Source organism: Rhodococcus oxybenzonivorans (assembly GCF_003130705.1).
In the GTDB taxonomy this organism is placed as follows: Bacteria; Actinomycetota; Actinomycetes; order Mycobacteriales; family Mycobacteriaceae; genus Rhodococcus_F; species Rhodococcus_F oxybenzonivorans.
The window spans coordinates 5100277-5115024 of sequence record NZ_CP021354.1; the positions used below are offsets into that span (position 1 = coordinate 5100277).

9 protein-coding genes and 1 pseudogene are annotated in these 14748 nt (G+C 67.0%); 3 read left to right on the top strand and 7 right to left on the bottom strand.

Features of this window, described 5'->3' with window-relative positions; all coding sequences use genetic code 11:
* Nucleotides 1-20: 20 nt before the first annotated feature.
* Nucleotides 21-3899, bottom strand: coding sequence for an nSTAND1 domain-containing NTPase (locus CBI38_RS23910; RefSeq protein WP_109335313.1), 3879 nt, complete (start codon nucleotides 3897-3899; stop codon nucleotides 21-23).
* A 360-nt stretch (nucleotides 3900-4259) separates the two neighbouring features.
* On the opposite strand from CBI38_RS23910, the gene CBI38_RS37965 reads away from it, so the two are divergent.
* Nucleotides 4260-4676 carry a hypothetical protein gene (locus CBI38_RS37965; RefSeq protein ID WP_162603275.1) on the top strand — a complete coding sequence of 139 codons (417 nt, stop codon included), beginning with the start codon at nucleotides 4260-4262 and terminating at the stop codon, nucleotides 4674-4676.
* A complete protein-coding gene (locus CBI38_RS23915; protein WP_204164812.1) occupies nucleotides 4676-6082 on the top strand; it encodes a condensation domain-containing protein in 1407 nt (468 codons plus the stop codon). The genes CBI38_RS37965 and CBI38_RS23915 overlap by 1 nt, the downstream gene beginning before the upstream one ends.
* A gap of 69 nt (nucleotides 6083-6151) precedes the next feature.
* Here the strand turns inward: CBI38_RS23915 and pyrE are convergent, their stop codons facing one another.
* From pyrE to CBI38_RS23945, 6 genes and pseudogenes are all read right to left on the bottom strand, one after another.
* Complete coding sequence (gene pyrE, locus CBI38_RS23920) at nucleotides 6152-6685, bottom strand: orotate phosphoribosyltransferase (RefSeq protein WP_109332769.1); 534 nt, start codon at nucleotides 6683-6685, stop codon at nucleotides 6152-6154.
* 20 nt (nucleotides 6686-6705) lie between these two features.
* Nucleotides 6706-7533, bottom strand: a complete 828-nt coding sequence (locus tag CBI38_RS23925; RefSeq protein WP_109335314.1) for an SDR family NAD(P)-dependent oxidoreductase — start codon at nucleotides 7531-7533, stop codon at nucleotides 6706-6708.
* Between the two features lie 67 nt (nucleotides 7534-7600).
* On the bottom strand, nucleotides 7601-8398 hold the full coding sequence (locus tag CBI38_RS23930; protein WP_230990266.1) for a type III secretion system chaperone family protein: 798 nt from the start codon (nucleotides 8396-8398) through the stop codon (nucleotides 7601-7603).
* Nucleotides 8399-8493: 95 nt separating this feature from the next.
* On the bottom strand, nucleotides 8494-9375 hold the full coding sequence (locus CBI38_RS23935) for a DUF5666 domain-containing protein (protein ID WP_109335315.1): 882 nt from the start codon (nucleotides 9373-9375) through the stop codon (nucleotides 8494-8496).
* Between the two features lie 172 nt (nucleotides 9376-9547).
* A pseudogene (gene clpB / locus CBI38_RS23940) lies at nucleotides 9548-12101 on the bottom strand (ATP-dependent chaperone ClpB).
* 148 nt (nucleotides 12102-12249) lie between these two features.
* Nucleotides 12250-13326, bottom strand: a complete 1077-nt coding sequence (locus tag CBI38_RS23945; protein WP_109332776.1) for an alpha/beta hydrolase — start codon at nucleotides 13324-13326, stop codon at nucleotides 12250-12252.
* Between the two features lie 217 nt (nucleotides 13327-13543).
* Between CBI38_RS23945 and CBI38_RS23950 the strand changes: the two genes are divergently transcribed.
* Nucleotides 13544-14695 (top strand): globin domain-containing protein, encoded by a 1152-nt coding sequence (locus CBI38_RS23950; protein ID WP_109332777.1) that lies wholly within the window; start codon nucleotides 13544-13546, stop codon nucleotides 14693-14695.
* Nucleotides 14696-14748 lie beyond the last annotated feature (53 nt).

Here is a 14748-nt window from a genome sequence, read left to right on the forward strand (position 1 = left end):
GACTGATCTGTGCCCTGGTGTCAGCCACAGGGTGCTGCCACTGGCCCGTGAGCAAGCTGCTGCCACGATTCGACTGTCGAGGGATCGGGCGTGTTCGCGCACACCCTGGCCTCGGCAGTGTGCGGGTCGAGGTCGAGTACTCGAACGGCTCCGGCTTCCCCCGTCGCCATCAGCACGTCAGACCGGGCACCGAACGCAACTCGCCACCGGACCGTTCCATCCGGTACCAGTGAACCGCCCAGCGCGCGCAGGTGTAACACGTCCCAGATGCGCACGGACTGGTCGTCGCTCCCCGAGGCCAGGATCCGGCCGTCGGGACTGAACGCGACCGAGCGGACGGTGCTCGTGTGACCGGACAGCACCGCGGCTTCGCCTGGTTTGTCGCCGGTCTCCGCGGTGAGGGGCCACACACGAATCGTCTGATCGTCGCTCCCGCTGGCCAGGGTGCGCCCGTCAGGACTGAAGGCGATGGCGTTGACCGCACCGTGGTGACCGCTCAAAGTTCGGACAGCACCGGGCCGTTCGGGGCGGGACACGTCCCACAATCGCACCGTCTTGTCACTACTGCCCGCCGCGAGGACACGTCCGTCGGGGCTGAAGGCAACGGCGTTGATCCATCCGGCGGCGCCGGAAAGCGCACTTCCCACCTGGACGGGACGCGCCCTGTCCGCGAGGCTCCAGAGGGTGAGTGACTGGTCGTCGGCAGCGGTGGCAAGCAACGCCCCGTCCGGACTGAAAGCCAACTCGTGGGTGTAGCGCGCGGCGATCTCGAGGGGTGGCCCGGCCGGAACGGCCATGCCGCCGGCGACGTTCCACAACTGCACCTCCCCGGTGCCCACGCCCGCGGTCGCGAGCACCGAACCATCCGCCGACAAAGCGACGTTCTCGACTCCCACACCGCCCCCCGACAGAAACCGTGCAGTGAGCACAGGCGGATGACCGTTTCCCATCCGCCACAAGGCAATAGTCCCGTCCCGGGACGCCGTGACGGCGACGGTTCCGGACTCGTCGAACACGGGTGTCGTGACCCGCAAGGTGTGTCCGGCGACGACTGCGGTCGGTAGCGCCCACTTTCGCACAGTCCCGTCCTGACCTCCGGTAACGACCGCCTTGCCGTCTCGGGTGAACACCGCAGTCGTGAGTCCGCCGCTGCTTCCAGCAAGGGGTTTTCCGAGCAACGTCGGCCGGTCCGGGTCGATCAGCGACCAAACCCGGGCGGTTCCGTCCCAGCTCGCGGAGACAAGCGACGAACCGTCGGGACCGAAGGACACCGACCAGACTGCGGCGTTGTGCCCGATCAGGGGTTCTCGGGTGGCGACCGGTGAACCCGGACGGTCGAGGCGCCACAGCCGAACGCTGTGATCGTCGCTGCCCGTCACGAGAAGTCGCCCGTCCGGGCTGAAAGCGACCGAATGCACTGTGTCGGCATGCCCGACCACCCGGCCGGACGCCACGGGGTGCGCCGGATCGCTCAGATCCCAGAGCATCGCCGTGTGATCGTCGCTTCCCGTGGCGAGCGTTCGCCCGTCGGCGCTGAAAGCCACTGTGCGGACAGCGGCCGTGTGACCGCTGAGCGGTGCTGCACGATCCCCTACTGCCCTCGGATTTTCGATGTTCCACAGCCGGGTCGTTCCATCGTCACCGGCGCTGGCAAGGGTGCGCCCGTCGGGGCTGAACGCCACCATGTACACGGCTCCGGAGTGCCCGACGAGCGGCGGCCCCAGTTCGGTGGGACGGGCAGGATCGCGGATGTCCCACAGCCGGACTGTGCTGTCACCACTGCCGCTGGCGAGCATTCGCCCGTCGGGACTGAAGGCCACGCTGGTGACCCAGCTCGTGTGTCCGGTGAGGGATGCCGCGAACGAGCCGCGGGTCCCGGTGGCCGCCGGGTTCCACAATCGGATCGTTCGGTCGTAACTGGCGGACGCGACTACTCCGCCGGGCCCGACAGCCACGGAATAGACTGCACCGTCGTGGCTTCCGAGCCGGTCGGCGAGCGGGGCATTCTGTGACGCGAGCAGCATCGACCTTGCGGTCTCGTCCTGAGGCCGCAGCTGGGTCGCGAGCAACGAAAGCCGGGCCGACATGGACGGATCGGGGTTCTGCGTGCGCGCGGCCTGCGCGAGAATTTCCGCGAACTGTGCCGTCGTGCGCTCCTCGTCGGCAGCCACCCGCTGCGCGTGCGCCGTAAGTGCCGCGATCGTGGTGAGGACGGTCAGCAGCGCCAGCGCGGTGACAGCTCCTCTGCGTCGTAGCCGGGCGAGACGGTCGTGTCGCCTTCCCGCCGCCAGGAAAGAACGCGTCGACGCACCTATACGGCCTGCGCGACTGTCCGCTTCCCACCGCAGCGCCGCATCCAACCGCACGCCCCGGTAGAGCAGCGAACCGTCACGGTCATGCCTCTCCCACTCCAGGGCGTCCTTGTCGATTCGCTGATGCAGGACGGCGACCGCCCGATCCTCGCTCAGCCACATGGCAAGCCGTGGCCACGCCTCGAACACCGCGTCGTGCGCGAGTTCGACCCCCGACGCGTCACGGGTCACCAGCCGCGCAGCGGTCAAGGCATTCATCGCGCTGGTTCCGGCACTGGTATTCGAACATCCCTCGAGGACCTGCGGGGGGCTCAGGGTGCGCCGAGTATCCGGACCGTCATCGCCGACAGCGACGAGCCGCATCAGTATCTGCCTCGCCGCCACCTGTTCCGCCGGGGTCAGCGCTTCCCAGACCGCCTCGGCGGTACGCGCGACAGCACCGCGTACCCCGCCCACGGACTCGTAGGCCCTCACGGTGAGGGAATCACCCGCCCGTGCCTCCCACGTTGCCAAGAGGGCGTGCCCCAGCAGCGGCAGCGCACCCGAGCTGTATACCGCGCCGTTTCCGTCGCCGAGGTCGCGCACGATGATGTCGACGAGGCCGGGCTCGAGCGGAACACCCACCAGGGCGGCAGGACCGCTGACGGCCGTCCGAACCTCGTCACGCGTCATGGGTCCGAGAACCATCTGGCCCTCTTGGAGACGGGCCGCCAGATCGGGGTAGTCCACACACCGCTCGTAGAAATCGGCGCGCACGGCCACCACCACCGCGTCGACCGGCGTTTCGGAATACGCGCGGCTTCGCGCGGTCTGCACGAGCACACCGACGAAGCGTCGCCGAACATCCTCGTCCCGGCACTGTGTGAAGAGTTCCTCGAACTGGTCGACGATCAGAACGCACGGCGTCTCCCGCTCCTCGCCGAAGGAGCGCTCGAGTGTGCCGACGGGGTCGCGGCCCGGAGTGAGGGTCACGACGGAACGGCCCCGATCCAGCGCCGGGACGAGCCCGGCGTGGAGCAACGACGTCTTCCCCGAACCGGACGCCCCCACCAGAACTGTCAGCGCGACGTCGACATCGTCGTCGAGCACCGCGGTGAGGAGAGCCAAGGTCGCCCGTTGCCTTCCGAAGAAGTATCGGCTGTCCTCGACACCGAAGGCTGCCAGCCCGCGGTACGGGCATTCGGCGGTTTCGGGCCCCTCGTCGGTGGCCCCCGCGGCGCAGCCGCGAGCCGCGTCACCGCGCGCCGGTTCGCTGCGCTGCGCCCGTTCCCAGAGCACCTGCCACTGCCGGATCGAGTAGAGCCCGTCCGCACGCGGGCCGGGATGTCGGGTCCGGGCCGCACCGATCAAGACCCGCAGGGTCGGGACCAGGCCATCGAACCGGGCCGGCACAGTGCGACCGGTGCGCCAGTCGGAGAGGCGTTGCGCGGACACGAACACGGCCCGTCTCGACTCGGTGACGGGAATCGTGGAGTTCGCGCGATCGGCGAGCCGTTTCAGAACGGGGCGACCGGCCAATTCGTAGAGCAGCGCAAATCGTTCAGCGAAATATACTCGGGGGTGATCGTGGTCACCGGGATATTCCATCAGCACTCCGAGTTCGAATTCCCGCACACCCGTGGACACAAGGGTGCGCAGTTGTTATCGCAGATTCGGGACCGGCGATCCAAGTGTTTGAGACCGAGATCATAGAACTACCGCTCCGCCACGAATGTCCGCTTCACCGGGCCGGATCCGGTCCGGATGGAATTTTATGCCCCGCTACCAGGACCGATGACATCGGTGTCCGTTTCGGGTGAGCCAAGACGGGCTTTTCGGACAATGCTTGTCCCGTCCACCGATCAATGGCCCGCAATCAATGGCCGCATCGGACTCCTCGATCCACACTCGGCATTCTCCGAATAATGCCCAAAACTCCATTCTCCGCACGAAAGGGCATATCCAGATATGAGGCAATTCTTCGTCATCCTCGCCGCCGCACTGATCGCAATGGCCGCAAGTATTGGCTCGGCCGGTGCGGCTCCCGCGGCTCCCGCGACGTCCTCGACCACCGCGACCGTCACACCGGATACCGCCGATTCTGCCGGCCTGATCGGACCCGCGAGTGCTGCCGACGCCGCAACGGCCGCACCGTCGGCGGCCGGGTCGATCATCGTGAGAACGATCCGCGAATGCGGCATCGGAGCGCTGGTGGGCAAGACCACCGACGAACTGACGTTGCAGAACGTCGTCGTGTTCGTCAACGCCGTCGGGCAGAGGCTGGCCGCGGTCGCCGCGGGCCCGCTGGCCATCATCACCGTCGCCGCCTACGGATGCATCGACCGCGCCCTCACGAGCCTGCGCCCGGACAGCGGAGAACGCTGATGCACGTGACCTCGATCGATCGCTACGACATCGAACCCGGCACGCTCACAGAATGGACCCTGCGACCGACTGCGGCTTCACTGAAGTCGGATATTCCGCCCAGCTACAACCAGCGTTTCCACCTCGACACCGCCCGGGCACACGGATTCGGTCGCAGCGTGTGGATGGCAGGCAGCCTGGATCTGCCGGGCACACTCGACCGCAGCGCTGTACGGCGCACATTCGAGATATTCATCCGTAGGCACGACGCCCTGTGGACGGGCTTCGACGTCCATCCCACACGCATCGAGCGCCTCATGGTGCCACCGGATGCCGTTGCGCTGAAAGAATCGGATCCCGTCCGGTTCGACGACCCCGTGTCGCTCCGCGCACACCTGCGCACCCGCTTCACCGCGGAGTGCGACCCCCTGACGTTTCCCGCCTATCTTTTCGCCATCGTGCAAAGGCCCACATCGAGCACCGTCATCGCGGCGTTCGACCACACCATCGTGGACGGGCTGTCCCTCGTGATCGCGTTGCGCGAACTACGGCAGATCTACGACCTGATCACGTCGGCACCGGTGATGGACGACACGCAGATCGGAAGGGTGCTCAGCGACCCGGGAAGTTTCATTTCGTACTGCGAAACGGAAGCCGTGGATACGGCCGTCGACGACAGCGATCCGAGAATCCGGGTGTGGTCGCGGTTCTACGAGCGCTGCGGTGGGACAGCTCCCACATTCCCCCTGGACCTCGGCGTCGAGGAGGGAAGACCGGCGCGGCAGGCGTCCGATGTCCGGTTGCTCCTCGACGGTCCCGACACCGCACGGTTGGAAGAGAACTGCCTACGAGCAGGAGGCAGCATGTTCACTGGTGTGCTGAGCGCAATCGGTACCGCGTTGCAGCGGGAAGGCGGCCCGCTCCACCTGCCACTGCAGTTTCCCCTCCACACCCGCCACAATCACCGGTGGAAGGACTCCATCGGGTGGCTCACTGCCACTGCCCCCATCGTGGTTCCGGTGTCAGCGTACGGGTCGTTCGAGTCGACGCTGACCGGCACTCACGCGTCGTTCCGCACCGCACTCTCGCTGAAGGGGCTGTCCATGGAACAGGTGCGTCGTGGAGTGGGTGACGGATACCGGCGAACCCGAACCGACCTGTTCATGGTCTCGTACATCGACTACCGCAAAGTCGCCTGCCCCGAACAGCTTCGGGCGATGAACGCACACCACATCAGCAATGTGACGGTGTGCGATGACGCCCAATTCTGGGTGTCGCGTACCGGAGAGGGGCTGTCGCTACGTTCGCGATATCCCGATACGGCGACGGCGCATTCCACGATCTCCCGGTTCCTCGATCAACTGGAATCGGTGTTCACCGAGGTCGTCCGCAACGACATCACGACACCGGTCCCCGCGTATTCGTAATACGCACCGACCCGCTCCCCGAAGTGGCAGCGACGGGGTGATCACCCATCTTCCCGTCGCTGCCCTGAGTCAGTTCAGTCCGAGATCTGCGAGGCCGAGCAGCGACCGGTACTCCAGCCCCTCGGCCGCGATCACGTCGTCGGCTCCGGTGGCACGGTCGACGACGGTGGCAACACCGACCACGGTGGCGCCCACGTCACGGAGCGCCTTCACCGCGGTCAGGGGGGAATTGCCGGTGGTGGTCGTGTCCTCGACAACGAGAACCCGCTTGCCGACCACGTCCGGTCCCTCGATCTGGCGCTGCATCCCGTGCGCCTTGGCTGCCTTACGGACGACGAACGCGTCGATCGGCCTGCCCGCCGCGTGCATGACGGCCATCGCCACCGGGTCGGCTCCCATCGTGAGTCCACCCACCGCGTCGAAGTCCCAATCCGACACCAGCTCACGAAGCAATTTCCCGATCAGCGGGCCGGCCTCGTGATGCAGCGTCGCGCGGCGCAGGTCCACGTAGTAGTCGGCTTCCTTGCCCGAGGACAACGTCACCTTGCCGTGCACTACAGCCAGCTTCCGCACCAGCGCGGCCAAATCCTCGCGATCACTCATGACAGAAACCCTACCCACCGCTACGTGCGGCCACGACCCCGGCCGACCACGTTGGTGAGGCGACGCACAACGCTCTTCGGGACCAGCCGTCCGACCGAAGTAAGCACCTTGTACTGGGCGCCCGGGACGCTGACGACCTTTCCCTTCTCGAGATCCGCCAGGGAGGCCGCCACCACTTGCTCGACGCTGAGCCACATGACCTTCGGGATGGAAGTCATTTCGATTCCGGCGCGTTCGTGGAACTCGGTGCGAATGAAGCCCGGGCACAACGCCTGCACGCGAACACCTGTCCCCGCCAGACCTCCCGACAACCCCTCGGAGAACGAGATGACATACGCCTTGCTTGCCGAGTAGGTGGAGCCGCGGCCGGAGAGAAGCCCGGCCACACTGGCCACGTTGATGACCGTGCCGTTGGCCGACGCGATCATCGCCGGCAGCGCCGCCCGGGTGAGCTGCATGACGGCAGTGACATTGACGTCGAGCTGAGCCTGCAGCAGCCCGGGGTCTGCGGTCCAGAACTCACCGGAGGTGCCGAAGCCCGCGTTGTTGACCAGTACATCGACGCCCTGGTTCAGACGACCGGCCACTTCCAATCGACCCGCGGTCGTCGCCAGATCGGCGGGGAGGAGCTCGCACTCCGTGTCGAACCTCGCCTTGGTCTCGGCGGCGAGCTCGCGCATCCGCCCTTCGTCACGGGCGACGAGCACCAGGTCGTAACCCAGCGAGGCGAACTTGCGAGCGAACCCCGCGCCCAGCCCGGAGGTGGGGCCGGTGACGAGGGCGACCGGTCGCGTAGGGGCTTCGTCGGAAGCGGACGGGAGGTCGGCGGAGCTCGAAGGCGTCGACATACCGGTGACGGTAGCAAGGCGCGGCACGCCTGTGCGCGGTTAACGAGTCCCTGGACTCGTCAACCACTCACGAGCGGGGGCGCCCCTGGGGAGGACGACCACCGGCCGGCGGGTGCGGCGCCGCGGCACGCCCCTCGGCTGGGCGCCCCTCGGCTGGGCGCCCCTCGGTTGGGCGCCCCTCGGCTGGGCGACCCTCGGCTGGGCGCCCTTCGCGCAGTCGTGGCCGGCTCGGGTCGTGAGGTTGACGGTCGAGTTCGCGTGGCTCGATGACCGGCGGGAGGACGTGCAGCAGACCGGACAGCCGGGCCACCGCCTCGATCGCCGAATCCCATTCGCGCCCGGTGCTGTTGATGGGCAGCGAACCAAGGGTCCACTCCCCCTCGCTCCACAGCATGTTCACGTGCGGAGGAACCGACTCGGTGAAGGCGACCATCCGCTGATCGCAGACGCGGCGCGCGATCTCGAGGTCGGTGGCGAAAACCACTCGCGGCCCGATGGCCCCCAGCAACTCGAGGTCCGCATCCTTGGGCGGCGGCGTCGACTTGAGCCGGAGGTCGATGTCGACATCGGAGCCCACTTTGCGGTGCACCGCGACGATGGTCGCGGTTTCCTCCAAGTCGAACAGGATGAACGACTCACCCCGACGTTCGCCCCGCACGACATCGAGGGCGCTGAGGTATTCCTGCTTGGCCATAGCGGCGCGGTGGAATTGGGCCGGCAACCGTTCTTCGACGCTCTCGTAGGTGTAGCCCTGAGCCTTCGCCCAGATTTGCCGCACACGGCCGGTCTGATCGCGCCGCGAGCGATCGAAATAAAGCAACGCACACGCGCCTGCGAGTGCGATCAACGCCAGTACGAACCACATTCCCGTCATCGGTGATCAGCCTAGCGAGTCGACGGCGCAATCGGACCATGCGGTACCGGGACACCCCGTGTCGGACGGCGCCGAGGACACGATGGTCAGTTGCCGCCGAGCCGGGGCAGCTCCGTGCTGATGATCGTCTCCGCCATCATCGACCCGTTCTCGATCTTGGTGCCCTGAACCATGACGGTGAATCCGGGCTTCAGATCGGCGACGGTGGCCCCGTCCAGGGCGATCACGTTGGTCTGGGGGTTGGTCCGCACCGTCACCTGTGATCCGCCGATGGCGTCGAGGGTCAGCGTCGTACCGTCGTTGGCGCTGATCGTTCCGAACGCAGCACCCGCCTCGCCGATGGCCTCGCCGATTCCGCCGGGGAGTTGGTCGAGCGGCGACTCGGATGTCGTGGACGGGGGCGCGCTGGTCCTCGGCGGTGCGGTGGTGGCGGGCGGGCGTGACGTGGTCGGCGCCGCCACCGTCGACGACGAGGAGTTGTTCGGCGCCGACGTGAAGAGCGCGATGCCGAAACCGATGACGGCGATCAGCAGCAAGGCGGCTGCAGCGCCGGCAATCCACGTGGCGACACGGCGCGGCTTCTTGCCGTCAGGTTCCTCGCCCGGCGGCTGAGGCGGGTACTGGGGGTTCGAGTACTGGGCTTGGGGATATTGCCCGGTGGGATACCCGCCGTAGTACTGCTGCGCGTCGTACGGCGGATAGGCCTGCGTGGCGTTGGGAGGCGGCGCCCCCGAGTCGAATCTGGGGTCGTACGGCGGGAGCGCCTGCGTGGGGTTCGGCTGGTTCTGCCCGTACGCCGCGGTGGGGTCGGACGTGTAGAACTGTTGCGTGGGCTGTTCGGGGGTGCTGCCCAGGTACTCCGTCCGCTGCTCGTCTCGCGACCACGACTCCGTGCCGTCGGGTCCCGATGTCGCCGAGTCGTCGTATGCGCGTTCCTGAGGAGTACGCGGATCGTCGGGGTTCGTCATGGTCGGGGCCCCTCCCTCGGGGTGTGGTTGCCGGTCGAACATGCTCGTGCGGCCTTCGCGCGCAGCGCGGCGCGTTCGGGGGTTCAGGGTAGTAGCGCAACTTAAGACGGCCCTGTGAAAACAGGCGTGAGTGGCAAGGCACTCCGGACGCACCTTGCCACTCACGGGCGGGTCAGCCGAGGACCAGCGAATCACCGTTCTCGGACACTTTCACCGGCACGGTGTCGCCGTCTTTGACCTCACCGGCGAGGAGCTTCTTCGCCAACTGGTCGCCGATGGCCTGCTGGATGAGGCGCCGCAGCGGCCGGGCCCCGTACATGGGGTCGTACCCGCGCACCGCCAACCAGAACCTCGCGGAGTCGGAGACGTCCAGAGACAGCCGCCGCGCCTCGAGGCGGTGGGACAGCTGGTCGAGCTGGATGTCGACGATCGCTTCGAGCTGTTCCTCCGACAGGGCCTCGAAGATCACGACGTCGTCGAGACGGTTGATGAACTCCGGCTTGAACGCGTGCCGCACCGCATCCATCACCTGTTCCTTGGTTCCGCCCGACCCCAGGTTGGAGGTGAGGATCAGGATGGTGTTGCGGAAGTCGACGGTGCGCCCCTGCCCATCGGTGAGCCGGCCGTCGTCGAGGACCTGAAGCAGGATGTCGAAGACGTCGGGATGGGCCTTCTCCACCTCGTCGAACAGCACGACCGTGTACGGGCGTCGGCGCACGGCCTCGGTGAGCTGGCCGCCCGACTCGTACCCCACATATCCGGGCGGGGCACCGACGAGGCGGGCCACCGAGTGCTTCTCGCTGTACTCCGACATGTCGATGCGCACCATGGCGCGCTCGTCGTCGAACAGGAAGTCGGCAAGCGACTTCGCGAGCTCGGTCTTACCGACACCGGTGGGGCCGAGGAACAGGAACGAACCGGTGGGCCGGTTGGGGTCGGCCACCCCGGCGCGGGCCCGCCGGACGGCGTCGGACACCGCTTGCACAGCCTCCGTCTGCCCGACCACACGCTTGCCCAGTTCGGTCTCCATGCGCAGCAGCTTGGCGGTTTCGCCTTCCATCATGCGGCCGGCGGGAATGCCGGTCCACGCTGCCACCACGTCGGCCACGTCGTCGGGACCCACCTCTTCCTTGAGCATGACGTCGCCGTCGCCGGCGGCGCCGGACTCACGGGACGCCTGCTCGAGTTCCTTCTCGAGCTGCGGAATCTTGCCGTACCGCAGTTCGGCTGCGCGGCCCAGGTCGCCGTCGCGTTCGGCGCGCTCTTCTTCGCCGCGCAGGTTCTCGAGCTGCTCCTTGACCTCGCGGACGGAGTCGATGGCCTGCTTCTCGTTCTGCCACCGGGTGGTGAGCTGGTTGAGCTTCTCCTGCTCGTCCGCAAGTTCCTGGCGCAGCTTGTCGAGCCGTTCCTTCGACGCCTCGTCGGACTCCTTCTGCAGCGCCATCTCTTCGATCTCGAGGCGGCGGACGATCCGTTCGACGGTGTCGATCTCCTCGGGACGGGAGTCGATTTCCATCCGCAGCCGCGAAGCCGCCTCGTCGACGAGGTCGATGGCCTTGTCGGGGAGGAACCGGGAGGTGATGTAGCGGTCGCTGAGGGCGGCGGCGGCGACCAGCGCGGAGTCGGTGATGCGCACACCGTGGTGCACTTCGTACCGCTCCTTGAGTCCGCGCAGGATGCCGACGGTGTCCTCGACGGAGGGTTCGCCGACGAGGACCTGCTGGAAACGCCGTTCGAGCGCCGCGTCCTTCTCGATGTGCTTGCGGTACTCGTCGAGCGTGGTAGCGCCGACGAGCCGAAGTTCACCGCGGGCCAGCATCGGCTTGATCATGTTTCCGGCGTCCATCGCCGATTCACCGGTGGCACCGGCGCCGACGATGGTGTGCAACTCGTCGATGAACGTGATGACCTGGCCGGCCGAGTTCTTGATGTCGTCGAGAACCGCCTTGAGCCGTTCTTCGAACTCGCCGCGGTACTTGGCACCCGCCACCATCGAACCGAGGTCGAGGGAGATGACGGACTTGCCGCGCAGCGATTCGGGAACGTCGCCCGCGACGATGCGCTGAGCGAGCCCTTCGACGATGGCGGTCTTACCGACACCCGGCTCGCCGATCAGCACCGGGTTGTTCTTGGTTCGGCGGCTCAATACCTGGACGACTCGGCGGATTTCATTGTCGCGCCCGATCACGGGGTCGAGCTTGCCTGCCCGTGCCGCGGCGGTGAGGTCGGTCGAGTACTTCTCGAGCGCCTGGTAGGTCCCCTCGGGGTCGGGGCTGGTGACGCGAGCACTGCCACGGACGGTGGTGAACGCGTCGCGCAGGGCTTCCGGGGTAGCACCGTGCCGTCCGAGGAGGTGCGACACGTCCGAGTCGCCGGATGCGAGCCCCACCATGAGGTGTTCCGTGGACACGTACTCGTCGTCGAGTTCGGTGGCGAGATGCTGCGCAGCGGTGATGGCGCCGAGGGCTTCGCGCCCCAACTGCGGTGTGGTGGTGGCCCCGGATGTCTTGGGCAGCCGGTCGACCAAGGTCTGCGATTCGCGATGGACCGCAGTGGGATCGACCCCGACCGCTTTGAGCAGCGGTGCGGCGATGCCGTCGGTCTGATCGAGCAGGGCCACGAGTAGATGCGCGGGCCTGATATCGGGGGTTACCGGCCGACGACGCCGACTGGAGCGCAGCGGTCATCGCGGCCTGGGTCTTGGTGGTCGGATTGAACGAGTCCACTGGTCACCTCTTCTGGCGAAGTAGAGCGGTCCGTCGCCGGAGCCGGGAGGGACCTGGCGACGCTGTCACTCTTCTTAACGCACGAAAGGTTGAGTCTGTTCCGCTCAACTTTGGATTTTTTGGAGTTCCTCCACCATCGTGCCCACTTTCAGGCGCCGATCGCAGCTGCCATCATCGGCCACGAGGTGTAGAGGTCCTCTTTCCAATACTCCCAGGAATGCGTGCCGGCCGGCCGGAGGTCGACCGTGACGGGTATGCCGAGCGTGTTCAGCTTCTCGGCCAGCCGAACAGTGCAGTCGTTCGTGACGGCTTCGATCACTCCCCCGACCACCACCTGGGTGGCGAGGGTGCCGCGGTCGCCGCCGACCGTGCGGGACTCCAACGTGTCGTGTTTTCCGGGGAATCCGGTCCCGTTGGAGAGATAGAGGGTGGTGCCCCGGAGTCGTTCTGCGTTGACGAAGGGATCATTGGCGATCCACAGCGGGTCGTCGGCCGCGCCCCACATGTTCTCGGGGTTGCCGCCGAAATCCGCGACAGTGATCTCGACGTATCGGCGGGCCACGGGATTGCTGGTCATCGCGCAGCCGCTGTAGGCGCCGACGCTTCGATACAGTCCCGGCCGCGCAATCGCGAGATTGAGCACGCTGGTGGCAGACATCGACAGCCCCGCGATCGCATTGCTTCCGCTGGCATCGAGGGCGGAATCGACGATGGGCGGCAGTTCCTCGGTGAGGAAGGTCTGCCACTTGTTCCTGCCCAGCTTCGGGTCGTCCCGCTTCCAGTCGGCGTAGTAACTGGACTCGCCGCCGAACGGAATGACCACATTGACATCCTCGTCAGCGAAGAACCGTCCGACATCCGCCCTGGGTTCCCACCCGTTCTTCTCAGAGTTGCCCTCCACGCCCCCGAGCAGGTAGACGGTGGGACGCCGCGCCGACGCGGCCGGAAACACGCGAACGGTGATGTTCTTGTCCATCGCGGCCGAGTGGACGATGAAGTCGGCCTGTGCATCCCCCACCGACCTGACCTCGACCAGCCGCGATCCGTCCGCGGCCTGCTCGGCCGTAATCGTCTCGGTAGCTCCGCGAGGCTCCGCCGCTGCTGTCGGCAGTCCCATCAGGGCCGCGAGCACCACGGCCAGCACTCCCGCGGCCACCGTCGACAGCCGCCTGGCGCCACCGCCGCGCCGCCGTGGACCGCCCAGTCTTGCACCGTCAGCCCGCATGGCCCCCCCTGATTTCCTCCCCGACCGGTACCGGATGCATATCGTGCCTTGTCCGTCACGAACGCCGACGCGCGACCCGCCGAATCGGCCTGCGATTCGCCGGAAGTGACGTTTGCCGTAACCCGGAGTCCCGGCGACCGACGGCTAGAATGCAGGAGTTCGTATCGACACGCACGACACAGGGGACGGCTTGACACGAGATTGCCTCGATCCGCTCGTGATTTCGCGTCTGCGCGCAAGCTTTTCGTCGATCCTCTCCACCGAGCAGGGGCGCACTCGCCTCGCCACCACCTTCTACTCCACGCTCTTCGCCGAGCATCCCGAGTTCCGGTCACTCTTCCCGGCCGCGCTCGATCAGCAGAAGCACCGACTGTTCCAGGCGCTCGAATTCGTCATCGACAATCTCGAGGACCAGGACCGCGTCCTCGGATTCCTCGCCCAGCTGGGCCGCGATCACCGCAAGTACGGCGTCGAAGGCCGGCACTACTCGGCGTCGGCGAGAGCCTTACTCGTCGCTGTCCAGGATTCGTTCATCCGGGCGATCTGGACCCCGTCGCTCACTACCGCCTGGTCGGAACTGATCGAGTTACTGCTCCACACGATGGCCGACGCCGCCGACAACGACGACCTCCCCGCAGCGTGGGGAGCCACCGTCGTCGGCCACCAACGCCTCCTCGACGACCTTGCGGTGGTCCGGCTCGAGGCCGACTCCCCGATCCCCTACGCGGCCGGTCAGTACCTCAGTGTCCAGATCCCGCAACGCCCTCGCCTGTGGCGGTACCTGTCCGCGGCCATTCCCACCAACCCGTACGGGCAGATCGAGTTCCATGTGCGGCGGGTGTCGGGCGGCTGGGTCAGCCCGGCCATCGTGAACGAGACGCAGGTGGGTGACCGTTGGCTGCTGAGCTCGCCGCTCGGCGGGCTCGAGGTCGATCGCGCCGGCGGCCGCGACGTACTCATGATCGGTTCGGGAACCGGTATCGCTCCCCTGCGCGCGCAGGTGATGGACATGGCCATGAAGGCCGAGAATCCGCGCGTGCACCTGTTCGTCGGCGGCAAGTACCCCTGCGACCTCTACGACATCGAGACGCTCTGGCAGCTGTCGCTCAGCAACCCGTGGCTCACCGTGGTGCCCGTCTCCGAGGAAAACGAGAACCCGTGGTGGCATGCCGTACCCGTCCCAGACGAGCCACCGGGCCTGCATCGACGACTTCAGGGGCGGCTCGGTCAGGTGGTCGCCCGGTTCGGGTCGTGGGCCGACCGGCAGATCCAGATCTCCGGTTCGCCCGCAATGATCAAGACCACCGTGTATGCGTTGCAGAGCGGCGGTACACCACCGGAACTGATCCGGCACGATCCCCTCGTCTAGCGTCGTCGGCCCGCCGATTCGCCAGCCATCCGAAGTCCGGTTCCACGTCGGGA

Bases quoted from the DNA above. Each gene is read 5' to 3' on its own strand.
- CBI38_RS23910 (WP_109335313.1), bottom strand. From the start codon at position 3,899: ATGGAATATCCCGGTGACCACGATCACCCCCGAGTATATTTCGCTGAA.
- CBI38_RS37965 (WP_162603275.1), top strand. From the start codon at position 4,260: ATGAGGCAATTCTTCGTCATCCTCGCCGCCGCACTGATCGCAATGGCC.
- CBI38_RS23915 (WP_204164812.1), top strand. From the start codon at position 4,676: ATGCACGTGACCTCGATCGATCGCTACGACATCGAACCCGGCACGCTC.
- pyrE (WP_109332769.1), bottom strand. From the start codon at position 6,685: ATGAGTGATCGCGAGGATTTGGCCGCGCTGGTGCGGAAGCTGGCTGTA.
- CBI38_RS23925 (WP_109335314.1), bottom strand. From the start codon at position 7,533: ATGTCGACGCCTTCGAGCTCCGCCGACCTCCCGTCCGCTTCCGACGAA.
- CBI38_RS23930 (WP_230990266.1), bottom strand. From the start codon at position 8,398: ATGTGGTTCGTACTGGCGTTGATCGCACTCGCAGGCGCGTGTGCGTTG.
- CBI38_RS23935 (WP_109335315.1), bottom strand. From the start codon at position 9,375: ATGACGAACCCCGACGATCCGCGTACTCCTCAGGAACGCGCATACGAC.
- CBI38_RS23945 (WP_109332776.1), bottom strand. From the start codon at position 13,326: ATGCGGGCTGACGGTGCAAGACTGGGCGGTCCACGGCGGCGCGGCGGT.